This is a genomic window from Hydrogenophaga sp. (assembly GCF_051860785.1).
Classification (GTDB): domain Bacteria; phylum Pseudomonadota; class Gammaproteobacteria; order Burkholderiales; family Burkholderiaceae_C; genus Hydrogenophaga.
Genome location: NZ_JBIMLB010000003.1, coordinates 121818 through 142111 on the forward strand (window position 1 = coordinate 121818; position 20294 = coordinate 142111).

Annotated in this window: 21 protein-coding genes; 7 read left to right on the forward strand and 14 right to left on the reverse strand. The window is 66.7% G+C overall.

Translation table 11 applies throughout. The features are described 5' to 3' along the window. Positions 1-5 precede the first annotated feature (5 nt). The 8 genes from ACTIF6_RS05795 to ACTIF6_RS05830 form a co-directional block, all read right to left on the reverse strand. Entirely contained in the window at positions 6-1412 is a 1407-nt protein-coding gene (locus ACTIF6_RS05795; protein ID WP_439587054.1) for a sulfite reductase subunit alpha, read from the reverse strand. Continuing rightward, positions 1409-2428, reverse strand: coding sequence for an FAD:protein FMN transferase (locus ACTIF6_RS05800; RefSeq protein WP_439587055.1), 1020 nt, complete (start codon positions 2426-2428; stop codon positions 1409-1411). The genes ACTIF6_RS05795 and ACTIF6_RS05800 overlap by 4 nt, the downstream gene beginning before the upstream one ends. Continuing rightward, positions 2428-3342, reverse strand: coding sequence for a DUF4198 domain-containing protein (locus ACTIF6_RS05805; protein ID WP_439587056.1), 915 nt, complete (start codon positions 3340-3342; stop codon positions 2428-2430). Before ACTIF6_RS05805 ends, ACTIF6_RS05800 begins: the two co-directional genes overlap by 1 nt. A 17-nt stretch (positions 3343-3359) precedes the next feature. Continuing rightward, a complete protein-coding gene (locus ACTIF6_RS05810) occupies positions 3360-3872 on the reverse strand; it encodes a DUF2271 domain-containing protein (protein ID WP_439587057.1) in 513 nt (170 codons plus the stop codon). Positions 3873-3894: 22 nt separating this feature from the next. Next, positions 3895-4533 carry a PepSY-associated TM helix domain-containing protein gene (locus ACTIF6_RS05815; RefSeq protein WP_439587058.1) on the reverse strand — a complete coding sequence of 213 codons (639 nt, stop codon included), beginning with the start codon at positions 4531-4533 and terminating at the stop codon, positions 3895-3897. Between the two features lie 154 nt (positions 4534-4687). Then, entirely contained in the window at positions 4688-6097 is a 1410-nt protein-coding gene (locus ACTIF6_RS05820; RefSeq protein WP_439587059.1) for an efflux transporter outer membrane subunit, read from the reverse strand. An 8-nt stretch (positions 6098-6105) separates the two neighbouring features. Further along, on the reverse strand, positions 6106-8109 hold the full coding sequence (locus ACTIF6_RS05825) for a MacB family efflux pump subunit (RefSeq protein ID WP_439587060.1): 2004 nt from the start codon (positions 8107-8109) through the stop codon (positions 6106-6108). After that, positions 8106-9956, reverse strand: coding sequence for an efflux RND transporter periplasmic adaptor subunit (locus tag ACTIF6_RS05830; RefSeq protein WP_439587061.1), 1851 nt, complete (start codon positions 9954-9956; stop codon positions 8106-8108). Before ACTIF6_RS05830 ends, ACTIF6_RS05825 begins: the two co-directional genes overlap by 4 nt. A gap of 134 nt (positions 9957-10090) precedes the next feature. Here ACTIF6_RS05830 and ACTIF6_RS05835 point away from each other — a divergent pair, with 134 nt between their 5' ends. After that, complete coding sequence (locus tag ACTIF6_RS05835) at positions 10091-11608, forward strand: ATP-binding protein (RefSeq protein WP_439587062.1); 1518 nt, start codon at positions 10091-10093, stop codon at positions 11606-11608. Beyond that, positions 11601-12290: a response regulator gene (locus ACTIF6_RS05840; protein WP_439587063.1), complete on the forward strand. Its 690-nt coding sequence runs from the start codon at positions 11601-11603 to the stop codon at positions 12288-12290. Before ACTIF6_RS05835 ends, ACTIF6_RS05840 begins: the two co-directional genes overlap by 8 nt. Positions 12291-12294: 4 nt before the next feature. On the opposite strand, the gene ACTIF6_RS05845 is transcribed toward ACTIF6_RS05840, so the two are convergent. The 6 genes from ACTIF6_RS05845 to ACTIF6_RS05870 all read right to left on the reverse strand — a co-directional run bounded on the left by ACTIF6_RS05845 (position 12295) and on the right by ACTIF6_RS05870 (position 16672). Then, positions 12295-13200, reverse strand: a complete 906-nt coding sequence (locus tag ACTIF6_RS05845) for a metal ABC transporter solute-binding protein, Zn/Mn family (RefSeq protein ID WP_439587064.1) — start codon at positions 13198-13200, stop codon at positions 12295-12297. Beyond that, positions 13197-14099 carry a metal ABC transporter permease gene (locus ACTIF6_RS05850; RefSeq protein ID WP_439587065.1) on the reverse strand — a complete coding sequence of 301 codons (903 nt, stop codon included), beginning with the start codon at positions 14097-14099 and terminating at the stop codon, positions 13197-13199. The genes ACTIF6_RS05845 and ACTIF6_RS05850 overlap by 4 nt, the downstream gene beginning before the upstream one ends. After that, positions 14099-14842: a metal ABC transporter ATP-binding protein gene (locus tag ACTIF6_RS05855; protein ID WP_439587066.1), complete on the reverse strand. Its 744-nt coding sequence runs from the start codon at positions 14840-14842 to the stop codon at positions 14099-14101. The genes ACTIF6_RS05850 and ACTIF6_RS05855 overlap by 1 nt, the downstream gene beginning before the upstream one ends. Continuing rightward, positions 14842-15738 (reverse strand): metal ABC transporter solute-binding protein, Zn/Mn family, encoded by an 897-nt coding sequence (locus tag ACTIF6_RS05860; RefSeq protein WP_439587067.1) that lies wholly within the window; start codon positions 15736-15738, stop codon positions 14842-14844. Before ACTIF6_RS05860 ends, ACTIF6_RS05855 begins: the two co-directional genes overlap by 1 nt. 86 nt (positions 15739-15824) lie before the next feature. Continuing rightward, positions 15825-16433, reverse strand: a complete 609-nt coding sequence (locus tag ACTIF6_RS05865; protein WP_439587068.1) for a DUF6162 family protein — start codon at positions 16431-16433, stop codon at positions 15825-15827. Further along, positions 16430-16672, reverse strand: coding sequence for a hypothetical protein (locus ACTIF6_RS05870; RefSeq protein WP_439587069.1), 243 nt, complete (start codon positions 16670-16672; stop codon positions 16430-16432). Before ACTIF6_RS05870 ends, ACTIF6_RS05865 begins: the two co-directional genes overlap by 4 nt. Positions 16673-16829: 157 nt before the next feature. On the opposite strand from ACTIF6_RS05870, the gene ACTIF6_RS05875 reads away from it, so the two are divergent. From ACTIF6_RS05875 to hemP, 5 genes are all read left to right on the forward strand, one after another. Then, on the forward strand, positions 16830-17948 hold the full coding sequence (locus tag ACTIF6_RS05875) for an alpha-hydroxy acid oxidase (protein WP_439587070.1): 1119 nt from the start codon (positions 16830-16832) through the stop codon (positions 17946-17948). A gap of 209 nt (positions 17949-18157) precedes the next feature. Continuing rightward, complete coding sequence (locus ACTIF6_RS05880; protein ID WP_439587071.1) at positions 18158-18883, forward strand: energy transducer TonB; 726 nt, start codon at positions 18158-18160, stop codon at positions 18881-18883. Between the two features lie 29 nt (positions 18884-18912). Then, positions 18913-19662, forward strand: coding sequence for a MotA/TolQ/ExbB proton channel family protein (locus tag ACTIF6_RS05885; RefSeq protein ID WP_439587072.1), 750 nt, complete (start codon positions 18913-18915; stop codon positions 19660-19662). Between the two features lie 11 nt (positions 19663-19673). Then, positions 19674-20087 carry an ExbD/TolR family protein gene (locus tag ACTIF6_RS05890; protein WP_439587073.1) on the forward strand — a complete coding sequence of 138 codons (414 nt, stop codon included), beginning with the start codon at positions 19674-19676 and terminating at the stop codon, positions 20085-20087. Next, positions 20084-20284: a hemin uptake protein HemP gene (hemP, locus tag ACTIF6_RS05895; RefSeq protein ID WP_439587074.1), complete on the forward strand. Its 201-nt coding sequence runs from the start codon at positions 20084-20086 to the stop codon at positions 20282-20284. The genes ACTIF6_RS05890 and hemP overlap by 4 nt, the downstream gene beginning before the upstream one ends. Positions 20285-20294: the final 10 nt, after the last annotated feature.

The window sequence follows — 20294 nt, forward strand, 5'->3', positions numbered from 1 at the left end:
TGGGTTCAATACACGTCGCGCCGATAGCGGCCGTCGGCCGCCAGCTGTTGCAAGGCCTGTTCACCCAGGATGGATTGCAGCGTCTGGTCCACCTCGCCTGCCATGCCCTCCAGGCTGCCGCACACGTAGATGGCGGCGCCCTTCTCCACCCACTCCAGCACGCCGCTTGCAGATTCGGCCAGCGCGTGCTGCACGTAGCGGCGCTCTTCCTGGTCGCGCGAGAACACCCAGTCCGCACGGCTGAGCCAGCCTCGCTGGAGCCAGCCATCGATCTCATCACGATGGTGGGCGTCGCAACGCGCGTTGCGCTCACCGAACAGCAGCCACATGGGTGCCACGCTCTCGGGGCGCGCCGCATCAGTGGTCAATGATCCGGCGGCGGCAAGGCGTCCCCGCATGTGGCCGCGAAGGCCTGCCAGCCCCGTGCCGTTGCCGATCAGGATGAGCGGTCGGCCCGCGTTGTCGCCAATGCGGAACCCGCTGTGCGCACGCACGCGCAGCATGATCGATGCACCCAGGTCTGCGTGCTGCGTGAGCCAGCCCGAGGCCACGCCCAGGCCGCCGTCGGCACGCCGGCTCTGGCGCACCAGCAGGTGCAAAGCACCGTCCTGCGGCACCGACGCAATCGAGTAGTCGCGCGGCTCGCCGGGCGCGCTGGGCGCCTCGATCTGCACGAGATCGCCTGCCTGCCACTCAGGCAAGGCGTCACCCGCGTCGGGCACGAGCACGAGATGGCACACCGGCTCACCCGCGCTGCCAGGGTTGAGGTGTGCACGCGCCTGCAAACGCCAGACTTGCAAGGCGGGCGCTTCCCAGTCGGGCAGGTCGTTGGTGCCGGCCAGGTGGGCGAGGTGCTGGCGCCAGCGCTGCAGGGCCTGCGGGTCGCTCTTGTCCACGTCGATCCGCTCGAAAAGCGGCTGCGCGCCACGGGCCATGAGCCAGCCGTCCAGCGCGCGACCAAAGCCGCAGTAGTGCGCGTAGGTCTGGTCACCCAGCGCCAGCAGACCCACATGCAGGTGCGAGAGGTTCACCGCCGCACTGGCCATGACCTGGCGTGCAAAAGGCACCGCGCTGTCGGGCGGGTCGCCTTCGCCATAGGTGCTGGCAATGCACAGCAGGCGATCGGCCAATTGCAGATCGGCGAGGCTGACCTGACTCAAAGGCGCAAGCCGCACCGGCACGCCAGCGGTGTGCAGGGCCTGCGCGGTCTGCAGGGCCAGTTCTTCGGCCTGACCAGTCTGGCTGGCGTAAGTCACCCACCACGCCGGGGCGCCCGGCGTGGCGGGCAGCAGGGCGTCCACACGGCGCTGTGCTTCGCGCTGGCGCTGGCGGTAGCGCCAGGCGATGGCGCCGCACATCAGGGCGTAACACAGCACCGTGGCCAGGGCCTGTGCGATCTGTTCTCGCGTCATCCGGTGAGTTCTTCCATGGCGGGCGTGAGCGTCTCGCGGAGGCTGCCATCGCATTCCCGCTGCACGAACAGCGCGGCAATGCGATGCTCGGCGGCCAGCGCCATGCCCTCCTCTTGTCCCAACACCGTGAGCGTCGTGGACCAGGCATCTGCCCACAGGCATTCTTCGTGCAGCACGCTCACCGAAGCAAGGCCATGGTCCACAGGACGGCCCTGGCGTGGGTCGATGGTGTGCGGCCAATGCGCGCCGCCATGCGTGAAAGCGCGCCGGTAGTCGCCCGAGGTCGCCACGCACAGCCCGTGCAGGGCCACGCGCGTGGGCAACAGCGCGTGTGCGCCTTGCGCGGCCGGCGGCGACTCAAGATCCACCCACCAGGGCTGACCCGCCAGACCAAAGCCCTGGCCGCGCAGTTCACCCCCCACCTCCACCAGGGTGTTTCGCACGCCCATATCGGTCAACCGCCGCGATACGCGATCCACTGCATGGCCTTTGGCAATCGCGGAGAAGTCCAGCCATACGCCGCCGGGTTGACAGGCTTGGCGCAGGTCGGCATCCCACCGCAGCGCGCGCCAGTCGGTGTGGGCGAGCGCCGTCTGCACGGCCGCCTCGGTGGGCACCTTGAAACCGGGATCGGTGTATCGGGGGCTGGGGCCGAAACCCCAGAGATTGACCAACGCACCCGCCGCAGGATTGAAGGCACCACCGGACACATCGGCCATCCACACCGCTGCCTCAAGCACCCCGGCGAAGGGTTCGGGCAGCGCGTGCCAGGTGCCTGCTGGCGCCCGGTTGAAGCGATCCAGATCGGAGCCGGGAAGCCAGGTGCTCATCTGCGCCACCACCAGGTCCAGCTCTTCCTGAATGGCGACCCGCAGAACTTCAACCGGGCAGGCTTGCGACGTCGCACAGAGCACCCGCCAGGTGGTGCCCATGGTCTCGCCGCAGAGGGTGTGCTTGCGGGCACCCAGCACGGGCACTGTGCCGTCCAGCTGCAACGGCACCAACACGCGATTCATCAGCGCGGCAGCACTTCCAGCGTGAGGCTGTAACCCGAGCGACGCACGGGTTCGGCGAGTGTGCCGGCGGGGCCGGTGGGCACAGGACGCTGTGCATCTGCCGCGGTTGCAGCAGCGCCAGGGCCTCCGGCGCCCGGACCACCTGGGCCACCCATGCCAGGCGCCCGGGGCGGGGCGATGTTGACCCAGTACATGCCGGCGGCAGGCCACTTGACCTTGATCTCGCCCTTGTCGTCGGTGGTGGTGCGGATCTCGCCCAGCTCGCTGCGGTAACGCAGGCCGGCCAGGATCACGGTGGCTGAGTACCCAGCGGCGGGTTTGCCGTTGTCGATGAAGCGGAACGTGGCGGTGTCGCCCTCCACCAGGTCGTTCGGGTGCGTCACCGGCACCAACTCGATGCCACGGCCCGTGGGCTTGAGGGCGTCAGTCGTGGGCTTGCCCGAGGTCACGAAGGTTTCGACGCGGCCTTGCGACTGACTCACGCGCAGATCCTCCGCATTGGCCGGGATTTCCTTGGCCAGCGACTCCGCCGTGCCACGCAGGCGCTTGGTCTCCGCACCCACCCTGAAGCTGGCGGTCATGCCTTCGTTGACCAGCGCGATGCGGTACGTGCCCTGCTTCTCGAGCTTCACGTCGAACATGCTGCGGTAGCGACCCTTGGCCTGATTCTCGGCCTGCACGGGCTGGCCATCGGGGCCGATCACCACCAGGTTGTCCAGACCTGCGGCGTTGTGCTCGTAATAGAAGATGTCGTTGGAGACGGCGGCATCGACCGACACCCAGGGCAACTGGCCCGAATAGATGGTGCCCGAGGGCAGCAACCACGAGCGGTGAGCATGTACGGCAGCGGGCAACGCGAGGGCAGCCGCAGCGGCCAGCGTGAGAACGCGTGCGCGAACGGAAGTGTTTTTCATGAGGGTCTCCAGTCGGGTCAGGGTTTGACGGTGACGCTGATCGCGCCGAGCTCGTGTTCGCCACGGGCTTGTGTGGTGGTGGCGGCCTTGGGAGGCCACACGAAGGGCACCTTCACCACTTCTCGGCCACCCACTTCGCGCGCCGCCTCGAGCACGACGTTGTATTCACCCGGGGCCAGCTTGCCCAGCGCGGTGGTGTCGGCGAACTGCACGGTCTGTTCGCCCGGCGCGCGCGTGGCGCCGCTAAGGCCATCGACCGGCATCGTCAGCTCACGGCCGCTCTTGCGCCACCAGGCGCGCATGTCCTTGAGCCACTTCGTGCCCTCGTTGTTGCGCATCTTGATGTCGTACCAGACAGCGAGGTTGCCGGCGAAGGACTGGTCGTTCTTCTCGATCCAGATCGCCACGTAGGGACGGTGGTATTCCGCCACGGTGAGGCGCGGAATCTCGACTTTGAGCGCCATGTCGGCGGCCAGTGCGGGGAATGCAAACCCCGCCGCGGAAATGGCGGTGGCGTATCGGATCAACATGGGAACGCAGCTCCTTCGACAGTCAATGGATGAACAGGATCACGAGCAACAGGGGCGCCACCAGCCCCATGCCCACCAAGGGCCAGGTCGAGGGGCGGTTCGTCGCGTGGAACTTGAGGATGAACAGGCCGGTGATGCAGAACACCAGCGTGGCCACCGAGAAGATGTCGAGAAACCATTTCCAGGCCAGCCCGGTGTGGCGGCCCTTGTGCAGGTCGTTCAGGTACGAGATCCAGCCGCGATCGGTGCGCTCGTATTCCACGCTGCCCGATTCGCGCTCGATGCGAAGCCACGCGTCGCCACCCGGGCGCGGCAACGAGAGGTAGATTTCTTCGGGTGACCACTCGGCCTGCGCATCCGGCAGGCTCACATCCAGCGCCTGGGCCAGCCAGCGATGCGCCGCTGGTGGCAGCGCGGCGTTCTCCGGCTCGTCGTCCCTGGGCGCCAGCGCGGTCTGCAGTTCGGCCGGCAACTGCACCACCTTCTGCTGAACCTTCGGTTCGGCCGCGATGTCTGCTGCGTGGTTGAGCGTGATGCCCGTGATGGCGAACAGCAACATGCCGATCAGGCAGAGGGCCGAACTGATCCAGTGCCATTGGTGCAGGGTCTTGAGCCAGTAGGCACGGTTGGACGCCGCAGGAGCGGCCGAGGGGTTCTTCACGGGAGTAAGGCAAACGCAGAAACGGGTCGGGAGCCAACGGAGGGAGGCACATCGCGAGGGCGGAAACCGCCTGCGCTTATCAGCCTGAGAATTATAACGATTCTCATTTAGAAATATGCTGGAAGCGCTGAAAATTCGCCAGGGCTGGCGACACTCAGGACAACGGAGGGGGCGGACCCGACCAGTCCCCGCCCAGCGCCTTGTACAGATCGAGGGCCGCACTCAGGCGCGACAGGCTCTGCGTGGCGAGCGCATCGAGCGCGGAAAACAGCGTTCGCTGTGCGTCGAGGACCGACAGCAGGTCACCACTGCCCTCCCGGTACCTCAACTCGGCCAGCTGCAGCGAACGACGGGCCTGCGCCACCACCTCGCGCTGCAGGGCTTCCTGCCGCTGGCTGCGGTCCACGTTGCCCAGGCCGTCATCGACTTCCTTGAGCGCGGTGCGGATGGCCTTGCCGTAGTTCTCGATCAGCACCACACGCTGCGATTCGGTGCTGCGGATCTGCAGGCGCTGACGACCTCCATCGAAAATCGACTGCGCCAGCGAGATGCCCAGCGACACACTGCGCGTGGGATCCGCGAGGCTCAGCAAGGCGGAGGTGCCCAGGCTGCCCGACAAGGACAGCGACAGGTTTGGCAGCAATGCCTTGCGCGCCGCCTCCACGTTGGCATCGGCCGCGGCGAGTTGCGCTTCAGCGGAGGCCAGGTCAGGCCGTCGCGTGAGCAGCGACGCCGGCAGGCCCGGCGAGAGCGCGGGCACACGCAACTCGGTGAATTCGCCCGCTTCGGGCACGTAACCCTGCGGCACCCGGCCCAGCAGCAGCGCCAGCGCCGTGGCGGTCTGCCGTTGCTGGAGTTCGATGGGCAGCAAGGCCGTGCGCTGCGACAGCACGGTGGTTCGTTGTTGCGAAACCTCGAGTGCGGTGGCCACGCCGTTGCGCTGGCGCGCTTCCACGATGGCCAGCACGCGCTCGGCGATGGCCAGATTCTCGCGCGCGATGCGCAGGCGTTCCGCGGTGTTGAGCCAGAGGAAGTAGTTGTTGGCCACGGCCGTGAGCAACGTGAGGCGCGCGGTCTTCCAGTCGTACTGGCTGGCCTGGAACGACGCCTCGCCCGCGCGCACGCCAGCCGCGATGCGACCCCAGAGATCGACCTCGTAGCTGACCGACAAACCCACACTGCTCGACTCACGCGACGTGGACGGGCTGCCAGGGGCATCGGTCTGACCCGCCGAGGCACCCACGCTGCCATTGACAGAAGGCAGGCGCGAGACGCCAGCCTGCTGCAGGGCGATGTCGGCCTGGCGCATGCGCTCGATGGCGATGCGCAGGTCGGGGCTCCCGGCCTGGGCTTCTTCGATCAGGCGCTCCAGCGGCTGCGAACCAAAGGACTGCCACCATGCCGAGGTCAGTTGCGGCGCCTCGGTCGGCGGCACGGCCGGGCTCCAGGCGGCAGGCATTTCGACCACCGGTCCACGGGCCGACTCGGTCGTGGCGCAGGCCTGCAGCGCCAGGGCCACGGCGAGCACCAGGGGCCTGGCCAACGGGATTTGAAACGGTTTCATCACTGTGCTCATTCGGAAGACAGGGCCACGACAGGATCGAGTTGCGCAGCCTTGCGCGCAGGCAGATAACCAAAGATGAGGCCGGTAGCAAACGCACAGCCAAACGCCAGCACCACCGGCGTGATCGAGAACTGCACCGCCGTGCCCGTAGCGCCAATCACGAAGGCCACGCCCAGGCCAATGACGACGCCTATCAGGCCACCGAGCGCAGACACCACCAGCGCCTCGATCAGGAACTGCTGCAGGATGTTGCGCATGCGTGCGCCGGTGGCCATGCGAATGCCGATCTCCCGTGTTCGCTCGGTCACGCTCACCAGCATGATGTTCATCACGCCAATGCCACCGACCAGCAGCGAGATCGCGGCGATGGACCCGAGCAGGATGGTCATGGTGTTCTGCGTCTCGGTCGCTGTGTCGATGATCGAGGCCATGTTGCGGATCTGGAAATCGATCACGCCGTGGCGCTCGGCCAGCAGCGACTCCACGGCCGATTGCGTCTCGTCGATGCGGCTCACGTCGGCCACCGCCACCGTCACGTTGCGCAGAAAGCGCTGGCCCGACAGGCGCAACTGGCTGGTGGCGTAAGGCACCAGCACCACGTCGTCCTGATCCTGCCCGTTGGGTGAAGCGCCGCGCGCGCTCATCACGCCGACCACCTGGAAGATCAGGTTGTTCACCAGCACGAACTTGCCCAGCGGTTCCTCGCCCCCCGGGAACAGCGCCCTGGCCACGGTCTGGCCTAGCACCGCCACGGTGGCGTACTCCTGCTCGTCCTCGTCGGTGAAGAAGGTGCCGCGAGCCACCTTCCACTGGCGCGCCAGCGGAAACTTCGAGGACGTGCCGAGGATGCTGCTCGAGTAATCGGACTCGCCGTAGCGCAGCGTGGCGGTGCTGCTCTGTTCGGGCACGGCCGCCAGCACATTGGGCACTTCCTTGTCGATCGCATTCACGTCCGAAAGCACCAGAGTGGCGATGTTCTGGAAGCCTCGCTGGTTCGGTGCGCCGGGTCGAACCAGCAACAGGTTGGAGCCCATCGCGCTGATGCGGTCGATCACCACCTGCTTGGCGCCATCGCCGATGGCGAGCATGGCGATCACCGAAGCCACACCGATCACGATGCCCAACAGGGTGAGGATGGCGCGGAACACGTTGGCGCGCAGCGCACGCAGCGCGGTCTTGGCGGCTTCGACCACATCGCTCAGGTGCGAGATGCGGCCTGCACGCGCCGTCCAGTTCTGCGCGGCCAAAGCCGCCGGCCCTTCGGGCGGGCGCGGGCCTGGGTCGGCCACGATGTTGCCGTCCTTGATTTCGATGACGCGTTGCGCGTGCTGCGCCACTTCGGCGGCGTGGGTGATGAGGATCACCGTGTGACCTTGTGCGGCGAGGTCCTTGAGCAACACCATCACGTCGGCACCGCTCTTGCTGTCGAGTGCACCCGTGGGCTCGTCGGCCAGGATCACGCGGCCACCGTTCATCAGCGCCCGTGCGATGGACACGCGTTGCTGCTGGCCACCCGAGAGCTGGTTGGGCCGGTGGTGCATGCGATCGCCCAGGCCCAGCGAACCGAGCAGCTCGGCCGCACGCGCATGGCGCTCGGCCGGGGGGATGCCCGCATAGACAGCAGGCACTTCCACATTGTCGGCCGCGGTGCCGGTGGCGATCAGGTTGTAGCTCTGGAACACGAAACCGAAGGCATCGCGGCGCAGCTCGGCGAGTTCGTCGCGCTCCAGCTCGGAAACGTCCCGACCCATGAAACGGTAGTGGCCGGTGGTGGGCTTGTCCAGGCAGCCCAGGATGTTCATCAGCGTGGACTTGCCCGAACCCGAGGCCCCCATGATGGCGACCAGTTCGCCCGGATAGATCTGCAGGTCGATACCGTGCAGCACCTCGACCGACAGATCGCCGTTCTGATAGGTCTTGGTGATACCGGTCAGATCGATCAACGGCACGCCCGCACGATGCGGCGCAGCGCGCAACGCCTCGGCCTCATGCGACTGCGGCAACTGGCTCATCGACGCGCCCCGCCTGCGGCACCGCCCATGCCACCCGGCATGCCACCTGGCCCCCCCTGGCCCACGCCCGCGCCCTGCTGCTGGGTCGCAGGACGGCGCTCGGGCTCGCGCACGCCAGCAATCACGCGGTCGCCCTCCTTCAGGCCGGACAACACCTCGGCATGCACGCGGTTGCTGATGCCGATGGTGATGTCACGCTCTTCGATCGTGCCGTCCTCGGCCATCACCTTGACCTTGGCCTGACGCGGACCGCGCACAGGACGCGTGGGGGCATCGTTGCGGGGAATGCCGCTCACATTGGAAGCGGCCGAGCGGGCGGCGTCCTTGCTGGGCGCAGATGCGGCATCGCGGGAAGGCTGTACACGCGGCATTGTGACTGCGCCCGGCGCAGCGGCACCGTTGCCGCCGGCGGACTGCGCCTGCTCGCGTTCCTTGCGACGCTGCTCGCGAAAGCGGGCTCGCTCCTCTTCCGACATGTTCTGAAAGGCTTCTGGGCCCATGCGCGGACGATCGCCTCCAGCAGGCGCGGCGCCGCCCGCGGCCTCACGCTCCTTGCGGCGCTGCTCGCGGAAACGGGCGCGCTCTTCCTCGGTCATGTTCTGGAACGCCTCGCGGTCCATGCGCGGGCGTTCTCCGGCGGCACCGCTGGCCTGCGCAACGACCGTGTCGGCCACGGTCTTGAACGCCGCATCCGGAATGAGGGAAGACGTGTTGGCACCGCGCGGCGTTGCGGGCGCGCTGGCCGGTGCGGCCGGTGCCGGCGTGGCGCCGGAAGACGCAGCTGGCGCGGGTGGGGTCGCACCGGGCGTGCGGGCGCCAGGACCTCCCTGCTGCCCGCTTCGGTTGCCCTGTGCTCCGCGCTGGATCGTCAGTGCGGACATGGGCACCACCAGCACGTCCTTGGCCTCGGCCACCACGAAGAACACCTGCGCAGTCATGCTCGTCATGAGGCTGCGGTTGTTGTTGGGCACCTCGAACAGCGCGTTGTAGAGCACCACGTTGTTGGTCACCGTGGGGGTGGGTTCGATCTTCTTGAGTTCGCCATACCAGCGGCGCCCCTGGCCACCCAGCGTGGTGAAGTACACCGGCATGCCGCCGCGCAGCTTGCTCACGTCGGCTTCCGACACCTGGGTCTGCACCGTCATGACCGAGAGATCGGCGATGCGCAGGATCGTGGGTGCGGACTGGTTGGTGTTGAGCGTCTGGCCCTGGCGTGCGGTGATGCTCACCACGGTACCTGCCATGGGCGCGTAGATCTTCGTGAACTTGAGGTTGGCCTCTTCCACCCGCATGCTGGCCTGCAACTGCTCCATCGAAGCCTTGAGCGAATTGATCTGCGCACGCGCAGTCTTCACAGCGGTCTCGGCGTTCTGCAGCGTCTCGGCGGTGGTGGCCTCTTCCACCATCAGGTTCTTCTGGCGCTGCAGGTCGCGCTCGGCCTTGGCCAGGTTGAGTTCCCGCTCGGCCATCTGTGCCTGCTGCGAACGCAACTGGGCTTTGCTGGCGTCCACGCGCGCCTGAGAAGTCTCGGCATCGATCTCGGCCAGCAGGTCGCCCTCCTTCACCTCGCTGCCCACTTCCACATGGATCTTGCGCAACTGACCCGAAACCTGAGCACCGACATCGACGTAGTCGCGAGGTTGCAGGGAGCCGGTGGCGCTCACTTGGTCTTCGATGTCACCACGTTGCACGGTGGCCGTGATGTAGGCACTCTCGGTCTTGGCGCCCGGCCCCCAGCGGTACCACGAGTAACCGCCTGCGCCCAGCACGGCCAGGCCCACCAGCGCGACAAGCGCCAGCCGCCAGGGGCGGCGACGGCGGACGACAGGGGCATTGACTTCGTTCATATGGTTGGAGTTCGTGATGGTCATGTGCCGGAAATGAGCCCGCATGGTGCCCGAGAAATATGGAAAGAATGAGCACGCCCGGTCACCAGGTTTGCACAAAGTTTGAAAGATTTGGGTTTAGGCTTGGGCTCACCATGTCGAACGACCGTGCCACCCTGCCCAACCGCCCGCGCGCCTGGCTCTCGCGATTCGACACCCTGCGCGTCAAACTGTTCCTGGCCATCGCGGGCGCCAACATCGTGCTGGTGATGTCGGCCTATTTCATCTACAGCTGGAGCTTCGACAAGGGTCTGGTCGAATACCTGAACAAGGCCGATGAAAACCGGCTGCAGCCCATGATCGTGCGACTGGCCGATGGCTATCGGCAGCACGGTAACTGGGCCTGGATCACCGACGACCGCCAGCGCTGGCAAGACCTTTCGCGCGAAGTGCTGGGCACGGGCCGCATGCCGCGCCGCGCCGGAGAACTCTCCCCGCCCGCACCGGGCGCGATCGCCCCACCTCCTGCGCCAGGCGTGCCGCTGCCCGCCCAGCCAGCGCCGAACGTGCCGCCGACCTTCACGATCGATCCCAGGCTGCTGCTGCTGGATCCCGAGCGCAACTTGCTGGCGGGCCCGGAAGGCCGCACCGAACAAGCCGTTCTCAAGCCCATTCTGGTCAACGAGCAACTCGTGGGCTACCTCGGCTACGTGCCGCGACTGCAGATGGTGGCCTCGCTCGAACGCGTCTTCCTGGCCCAGCAGACCCGCACCTTCGCCGCCATTGCGCTGGGCATGCTGGCCGCTGTGTTGCTGAACGCCGCACTGATCGCGCGCTGGCTTTCGCGACGCCTGCATGTGCTGGGCGAAGGCACGGCTGCCGTAGCGCAGGGCGACTACAGCGTGCGGCTGCCCGCACGTGGACACGACGAACTGGCCCAGCTCGCCGAGGCCTTCAACCACATGGCCATCTCGCTGCAGGCCGCGCAGCAGGCCCGACGACAATGGATCGCCGATATCGCACACGAGCTGCGCACGCCGCTGGCCACCCTGCGCGCCGAGATCGAAGCCCTGCAGGACGGCATCCGTCAGCCCAATACGGCCAACCTCGATTCGCTCGCACAGGAGGTCAGCCGTCTCACCCGGCTGGTGGAAGACCTTCGCCTGCTGTCCCTGTCCGACCTGGGCGCGCTCGACTACCGTTTCGCTCCTGTCGATCTGGGTCGCTTCGTTGGCCATCACCTGAGCGATGCCTCTGGCCTGCCTGGCAAGCCCCTGCAAGTGCGCAGCGAACTCGCCGAGGGCGTCGAGATCCGCGCCGATGGCGACCGCCTGGATCAGGTGCTGTCCAACCTGCTGCAGAACACGCAGCGCTACAGCGCCGATCCCGCCACGCTCAGCGTGCAGCTGCGCCGCCACGACAACGAAGCCCAGCTGACATGGGAGGACACCGGACCCGGCGTACCGCCTGAGGCCTTGCCGCGCCTGACCGAGCGGCTCTACCGCGTGGACGAATCGCGCGCCAGCGCGAGTGGTGGATCGGGCCTGGGCCTGGCGATTGCACGCGCCATCGTCGAAGGCCATGGCGGCCGCATGCAGGCGTCTGCCAGTGTTCTTGGCGGTTTGCGCTGGGACATCTGGCTGCCCCTGAACACGGAAGCTGCGCATGGCTGACCGCATCCTGATCGTCGAAGACGAAAGCAAGATCGCCAGCGTGCTGCTGGACTACCTCAAGCAATCCGGCTTCGACGTGCACCATCTCACGCGCGGTGACGAGGTGGAGCCCTGGCTGGAGGTCCACGACATCGATCTGGTGTTGCTGGACCTGATGCTCCCTGGCAAGAGCGGGCTGGACATCTGCAAGGCGCTGCGCACCGGCATTCCAGGGCGACCAACGCCGGCCATCATCATGGTCACCGCGCGCGTGGAAGAAATCGACCGCCTCCTGGGCCTCGAACTCGGCGCCGATGACTACATCTGCAAACCCTTCAGCCCGCGAGAAGTGGTGGCCCGAGTGAAGGCGGTGTTGCGGCGCGGCACGCATGCGGCCCCGCCCACCGAAGGTTTGCCGGACGGTTTGAAGCTGGAGGATGCGGAGTGGCGCGCCACGATCGCCGGACATGACCTGGGCCTAACCGCCGTGGAATACCAGTTGCTCAAGGTGCTGAGTGCGCGGCCTGGCCGCATCTTCTCGCGCGAACAGCTCATGGACTCGATGTACAAGCACGAGCGCATCGTCTCCGACCGCACGGTGGACAGCCACATCAAGAAGCTGCGTCGCAAGATCGAAGAACGGCTACCGGGCCAGGACCTCATCCACTCCGTCTACGGGCTCGGCTACAAATACGAGCCTTGAGCGTTCATCGGCTGGCGATGGCGCCCAGGCGCTGAGCGTTTTCACGCAGTTCACCCAACGGATCGCGACCCTCGGTCAGCAGCACGATGGTGCGCGCACCGGCCTGTTGCACCGCTTGCGCCAGTGCAGGTGGCAACTCGCGGTGGTGCAGCACAGCAGCCACCGACGCGCCTCGCAAGCGCTGGGTCAACTCAAGCAAGGCTTCGGGCGTCCAGGCTTCGTCGGCACGCGTATCGGCGCCCGCGATGTCGAGGTTGAAGCCATTGGCCAGGTAGTCGAGTCGATCCGAGAGGCTGAACACGGTGAGGTTGCTCGCAGCCGCCAGGCGCGCTTCGCTCTGCGCGGTAATGGCCAGCACCTGCTGGCGCAGCGTGGCCACGTTGGCCAGCAGGCGCGGCTTCGCAGCAGGCACCAGGCGAGCCACGTCGCTGGCGATCACGTCGGCCATGCGGCCGAAGTTCACCGGATCCAGCCAGGGCTGCGCGTTCGCGGATGCCTCGCCCTCCTGCAGCGCCATGCCGGGCAGCGATGCGTCCAGCGGGCGGGCCGCGTCGATCTCGATCAAGCGGATGTTCTGCCGGCGCGCCAGCGGGAACAGAGGATCGTCCGGCCAGATGGATCGCAGGGCAATCACGGCGTCTGCCTGGCGCGCGGCATCACCGAGCCCAACCGCGCCGCGGCCGGTGAAGAAGGCCAGATGGCGGTTGGGTGGCAACGTCTCGGGCACCGGGCGCAAGACCACGATGCCGGTGTCGCGCACCAGCGCGGTCGTGAGCGCGGCCACCACCGGATGGGCCACCAGCAGCCGGGTGGGCGCGGCAGTGGTCTGCGCGACGGCGGTGGATACACCGACAGAGAGGACCAGCAGACCGATCAGACGCCGGGCGAAAAGAAGCGAAGCAGCCTTCATCCGGCATGTCCTTTCAATGCGGGCGTGAATCCGCGGATGACCGCTGCGAGCGCGAACAGTCCGCCGGCGGTGAGGATGATGGCGGCGCCTGAGGGCACCGGCAGTTCGAGTTCGATGGGCGCCAGGATGCCGATCTGCGTGCTGACCGTGGCGATGCCCACGCTCAGCCAGAAGAAGCCGCGCAGCGAGAGGCTGAGCAGGCGCGCCGCTGCGGCAGGAATGATCAGCAAGGCCCCGACCAGAATGGCGCCGATGACTTTGACCGATGCCACGGTCACGATCGTGACCAGCACCACGAACAGGTAGTCCAGCAGCTTCACGCGCACACCGCGCACACTGGCCAGTTGCGGGTTGAAGCTGGCCAGCATGAAGCGGTTGTAGAGCGGCACCGTGAGGGCCACCACCAGCGAACCGACCACCGCGAGCACCAGCAAATCGCCTGCGTCCACGGTGAGGACCGAACCGAACAGCACGTTCTCAAGAATGTGGATGTTCACGCGGCCCGAGAGCATCAGCAACAGACTCGCACCCATGGCCAGCGAGACCGCCAGGAACACACCGATCAGCGTGTCGGGCGAGAGCCCGGTGCGATTGCGCAGGTAATTCAGCAGCATGCCGAACAGCAGGCAGTAGGCAAACAGGCTGCCGTATGGCCCGGTGTAGGGCTCGCCGAGCAGGATGCCGATGGCCACGCCGGTGAGCGCGGCATGGCCGACAGCCTCGGAGAAAAATGCGAGTCGCTTGACCACGACCAGCGTACCCAGGCCGCCGAGCACGGGGCCGATGAACAGACCCGCCAGCACGGCGTTGACCACGAAGCCGTAGGCCAGCGAAGCCGGTAAGGTGCCCTCCTCGGCCAGGTGCTGGATGAACTGCCGAAAAGCGTCGAACGCGCTCATCACGCCACCGCCTTGTCTTTTTCTTCCTCGCGCCGGTGCCGGCTGGAGAACAGCGCCAGCACGCGTTGCGGCGTCAGCGTTTGCGCAGCGGGGCCGTCGAACAGCACCTGCCGGCTCAAGCCCGTCACCCGGTCTGCCAGGCGCGTGACGGCGTCAAGGTCGTGCTCGATCCACAACACGGTGACCCGAGTCTCGCGCCAGTGCGCGAGCAGGGTCTCAAAGGTTTCCACGCCCGCTTCGTCCAGTGCGGACATGGGTTCGTCGAGCAGGATGAGATCGGGCGCGGGAATGAGTGCCTGAGCCAGCAGCACGCGCTGGCGCTCACCACCAGACAACGCACCCATGCGACGACCCGATTTTTCCCACATGCCGACCTGTCGCAGGGCCTGCTCCACCGGCGCCTTCCAGCGCGGCGAGAGTCCCAGGAACACCGGCCGGCGCTGGCACATGGCACCCATGAAATCCATCACCGTCATCGGCAGGCCTGCGTCAAAGGCCAGCGCCTGCGGCACGTAGCCCACGGTGCCCGGCTGCTCGCCGGGCCAGGTCAGGCTGATGCTGCCCCGATGCGGCACCTGGCCCAGCAGGGCCTTGAACAGCGAACTCTTGCCACCGCCGTTGGGACCCACCAGCGCATGCACGCTGCCCGCTTCCACCCGCAAGCTCACCTGCCGGAGGATTTCGGTGTGCCCAAGGGTGAGGTCGACGGACTCGAAGGCGATGCCAGGTCCACCTGCGGCCATCAAACCGACTCCCGGATCGCGCGCACCACGGTGGCCAGGTTGCGGGCGATCTCCTGCTCGAACTTGTCGGCCGTGTAAGGGCCATGCGATATGTGCGTGAGCGCGTACAAGCGCACGCCCGTTTCGCGACGGATGGTGTCGACATAGGCCGAGGGGAAATCCATCTCGGAGAAGATCACCTTCACGTCGAGCGAACGGATCTGGTCGATCGTGCCCTTGAGCTGCGAGGGGCTGGGTTCGATGCCGTGCGCAGGCTCCACCACGGCCGCCACTTCAAGGCCAAACTCACGCAACAGGTAGTCGTACGCACCGTGAATGGTGGCGATGCGCATGCCGCTTGCCGGCGCCTGTGCAAGCTGACCCAGTGCATCGGCACGCAGCTTGCGCAGCTTCTGCGCATAGGCACGGGCGTTGGTGGTGTAGGCAGCCGCATTCGCAGGATCCAGCTTGCCCAGTTCGCGCGCGATGGTGTTGACCTGCGAGATCGATGCCGTCACCGACAGGAAGGTGTGTGGATTCACCACCTTGCCGGAGGTGCCACGGCCCGTGCCCACGGCCGCGAGCAACGGCACCTGTGCGTTGGCTTCGATCACCTTCAGGTCTGGCTTATCGCTCGCCGTGATCATGCGGCCGGCAAAATCGTCGTGCCCCACGCCGTTGACCACGATCACATCGAGTGAGCCGATGCGCTTGATGTCTTCGGTGCGCGGCTCATAGGCATGCGGGTTGAAGCCCGCGGGAATGACGGGCACCACCTCGGCCAGGTCACCCACCACGTTGGCGACATAGCTGTAGTAAGGGTGCAGCGTCACACCGATGCGCAGCTTGCGCGCCTGCGCCCGGGCCGGCAGGCTGGGCGCGACCAGCGCCACGGGCATCAAGGCCAGAGCGGACATCAGGTATCGGCGGCGCGCGGAAGGCGAAAGAGGGTCTTGCATGAATGAAATCCCGGAAATGAAACGGAAGCACGAAGGCATGGAAGTCAGCGCGCAGCGTCCTTGCGCGTCACGCCAGCGTCGTAGCGCACCACCACCTGACGCCAACCCTGGCGCGTGAGCGATGCGTCATCGAGCTGCTCGGGCCAGGCCTGCGGGCCTTCACGCTGCACCCAGACCTCGGCGACGTCGTCGTGCCCGTGCGCATCTTTCGTGCTCGCCGCATCCGAGGCCGGCAGGCGCAGCAGGAACGAGGCCGCGACATCCGGCGCTGCGCTGCGACCCACGTAGGCGACTTCATGCCCCTGCGCAGTGGTGCGCCATTCGTGGGCACCGCGCGCGGTGGCGCCCGCTCCGCTGGCAAACGGCGGCAGGTCCATCTCGCGCAGTTGCTCTACACGCGGCAGCTTTTTGTCGGCCTGGGCCAACGCGGTGATCTCCTCGGCGGCCACCAGCAGGTCGGCATGCACGCCCTGCTCTGCGGCATTGAGTTGAGTCCGAGCATCAATCTGGTGAGGCAACAGCGCAGCCGACGCTGTTGGCTGTGCCCGCGCACCGATCACCATGGCTGCAACCGCCAGCACAACCGTCGCGGCCAACACCACCCAGAGCGTTTCGTGACCCGCACCCGCTGGCCGCACCACCTGTGTGGTCATGGCTTGATATCGGTGTGGTCGACTTCGGCCGAGTGTTCGCCGCCGTCCTCGAGGCGCACGAAGAACTCGCCGGCAGGCCGCTTGAACTGCAAGGACGAGTCGCCACCCAGCGTGCCCTTGAACAGCACGCGTTCGTCGTAAGACTTCACCTGCACCGACATGCCTACCGCATCGCTGCCGTCGGAGAACTCACCCACGCAACGCACCGTGCCTTCGGCGGCCGGCTTGCAATGGAGCATGAGGCTGTGCGCAGAAGCGAGGACGGGAAGCGCCCATGCCCCGCAGCAGAGGGTGGCCTTCACAAGGCTTCGGCTGGAAAGGTGTCGCATGATGACCGGCTGAGCGACGAGTCGCTGAACGATAATGAGAATTGTTCCTAATTATATCGAGCATTTCATGCCCACAGTCACGAACGACCTGCCCAGCGGCCTCGCGACGCTGGCCGACCATGAACACCAAGCCCGGGAAACACTCGACGAAAAAACCTGGGCCTACCTCTTCGGCGCCGCCGCCGATGAGCTGACCCACGGACGGAACCTCGAAGCCTGGCGCGAGCTGGCGTTGTTGCCGCGCGTGCTGCGGCCGCTGGCGGGTGGCCACACCCGAATCGAGCTGTTCGGACACGAACGGCCTCATCCCATCCTGGTGGCGCCCATGGCCTACCACCGCCTCGCACATCCAGAGGGCGAGCTCGCTACCGCGCTGGCCGCTGCCGCACTCGGTGCCGGGCTGGTGGTGAGCACACAGGCCAGTTGTCGACTGGAAGATGTGGCCGGCACCTTCCTCCCCGGCACGGATCGCGGCCCTCTGTGGTTCCAGCTCTACCTGCAACCCGACCGTGCCTTCACGCGCGATCTGGTGCGGCGTGCGGAGGCGGCAGGCTACGAAGCGCTGGTGCTCACGGTCGACGCACCCGTGCAGGGTGCGCGGGACCGCGAACGGCGCACCGGCTTTCGCCTCCCCGCCGGCGTGCGCGCCGTCAACCTCGACGGCATGCGGCTGCCGCCCTCGCCCACGCTCGGTCCAACGCAAAGCGCCCTGTTCGACGACCTGCTGCTCCATGCCCCCACCTGGGAAGATGTTTCATGGCTGCGCTCGATCACCCGTCTACCGGTGCTCCTCAAAGGCGTGCTGCATGCCGAGGATGCCGCTCTGGCCATCGAACACGGCGCTTCCGGGTTGATCGTGTCCAACCATGGCGGTCGCACCCTCGACACCGCCATCACCACGGCTGCCGCCCTGCCGGCACTCGCTCAGACCGTACAGGGTCGTGTGCCCTTGCTGGTGGACGGCGGCATCCGGCGCGGTACCGACGTGCTCAAGGCCATGGCACTGGGCGCGTCGGCCGTGCTGGTGGGTCGCCCGGTGCTGCACGGGCTCGCCAACGCAGGCGCTCAGGGCGTGGCGCACGTGTTGCGCCTGCTGCGCGACGAACTCGAGATCGCCATGGCTCTGACGGGTTGCCGCACGCTGGCCGAAGCCGGCGATGCGCTCGTGCGCAAGCCGGGGAGATGAACATTCAGCGCCATCTCACGATTTCTTGAGAATGCGAAACATTCTCGTTTAGAATATGGACACAATTCATTCACCCGCACCGAGCGAAAGGAAGACCGATGATCACCGGACTGACCGTTCTGGGAAGCAGCCTCATGCTGCTGCTGCTCGCCGTGTGGTGGGTTTTTCGCCATTGAACACCCTTTGCGACTCCCGATTTCGATAAGCTCATGACCCTCGCCCGCGCAAACCCTGCGCTGACCTTTCCCGCTCCCATGGACGCCATACCGCGCCGCCTGAACCGTCGCGTTGTTGTCGTGCTCTCGGTCCTCGGATTGCACGTGCTGGCCGTCTGGGCGCTGCAAAGCGGTTTGTTGCGCCGAGCGATGGAAATCGTGATCCCCGTGCAGGTCATGGCCGAGCTCATCGAGCCGCCCCAGCCCCTGGTCGAGCCGCCACCACCGGCACCACCGCCGCCGGTGGCCGCGCCGACGCCCCCCAAGCCCAAGCCACGGCCGATTCCGCAGCCTCAACCTCAACCGGTTGCTGCGCCCGAGCCCATGCCGCTGGCGCCCGTGGTGCCTCCGGCGCCGCCCGCTCCGCCTGCGCCGCCCGAGCCCATCGTCTCCGCCCCGCCGCCGGCCCCGCCTGCGCCACCAGCGCCGCCGCGCATCGAACTGCCCTCCAGCAACGCCGACTACCTGCGCAATCCGCCGCCGCCCTATCCGCCCCTGTCCAGGCGCCTGGGCGAACAGGGCCGGGTCGTGGTTCGCGTCTTCATCCAGCTTGATGGCACTGCATCGCGCGCCGAAGTGCAGCGCTCCAGCGGTTTCGAGCGACTGGACCAGACCGCTGTTCAAGCTGCATTGCGCTGGCGTTATGTGCCGGGCAAGCGCGCCGGAGTGCCCGAACCCATGTGGGTCAACGTCCCGATCGATTTCACTTTGAAAAACTAAGTCACTGATCCCTGGAGTCACAAAGCATCATGGAACCGCAACTCGCATCATCGGGCCTCGCCCACGTCTGGACCCAGGGTGACTGGGTCACCCGTTCGGTGGCCCTCGTGCTGCTCGTCATGTCGCTCGCCACCTGGGTCATCATCCTGTGGAAGGCCATGGACCAGCGAGCCCAGCGCGCGCAAGCCAAGGGCGTGGAAGGCTTCTGGCACAGCGCGGACTTCGCCGAAGGCCTGGCCAAGCTCGGTGATTCCGATGGCAACCCGTTCCGCGCAGCGGCCCTCGAAGGCCGCGAAGCCACCCGCCACATCCTGCACAAGGACGGCCACAACGGCGCACCACCGCAGCGCCAGCTGCACGACAGCCTGGACGTGAGCGACTGGGTGGAACGCTCGCTGCGCAAGAGCGTGGACGACTTCACCGCACGCGCTCAAAGCGGCCTCTCGGTGCTGGCTTCGGTGGCATCCACCGCGCCTTTCGTGGGCCTGTTCGGCACCGTCTGGGGCATCTACCACGCACTGCTGGGCATCGGTGCATCCGGCCAGGTCAGCATCGACCAGGTGGCCGGTCCGATCGGCGAGGCACTCATCATGACCGCGCTGGGCCTGCTGGTGGCGATCCCCGCCGTGCTGGGCTACAACGCCCTGGTGCGCGGCAACAAGGGCATCCTGCACCAGCTCAACCGCTTTGCGCACGACCTGCACGCCTACTTCGTCACCGGCGCACGCGTCACCGCCAGTGGCGACGGCAAGGTGCTGCCCATGAAGAAAGCCCTGTAAGGAGCCCCGCCATGGCCATCGGAACCACCCAGGACAGCGATGAAATGATGAGCGAGATCAACATGATCCCGTTCATCGATGTCATGCTGGTGTTGCTGATCATCTTCATCATCACCGTGCCGGTGATCAAGCACGCGGTAAACATCGAGCTGCCACAGGCCAGCGTGGAGAAGGTGCTGGACAAGCCCGAGAACATCCGCCTCTCGGTGGACGCCGACGGCGCCTACTTCTGGAACGAACAACGCGTGGAAGACGCAGAGTTTGCCAACCGCCTTCAGGCTGCCGCCTCGCAGGATCCCCAACCGGAACTGCACATTCGCGGCGACAAGTCGGTGCGCTACGAACGTGTGGCGCTGGCCATGGCCTCGGCGCAGCGTGCCGGCGTGCGCAAGATCGGCTTCATCACGGAGCCAGCCGCACCATGAACACCACATCGCCTTCTCAGAAAACCGAGCGCGGGCTGCCGAGCGACGCACAGCAGCCCAACGCTGCTGCCACCGAGCTCCCGGTGCTGCCCAGCGCCACCCTGCTGCGCGGCCAGAAGGCGGTGGCGATCGATCACAACGGCTTGCTCTACCGCCTGCAGACCACGCGCCAGGGCAAGCTCATCCTGACCAAATAGCGCCGACACA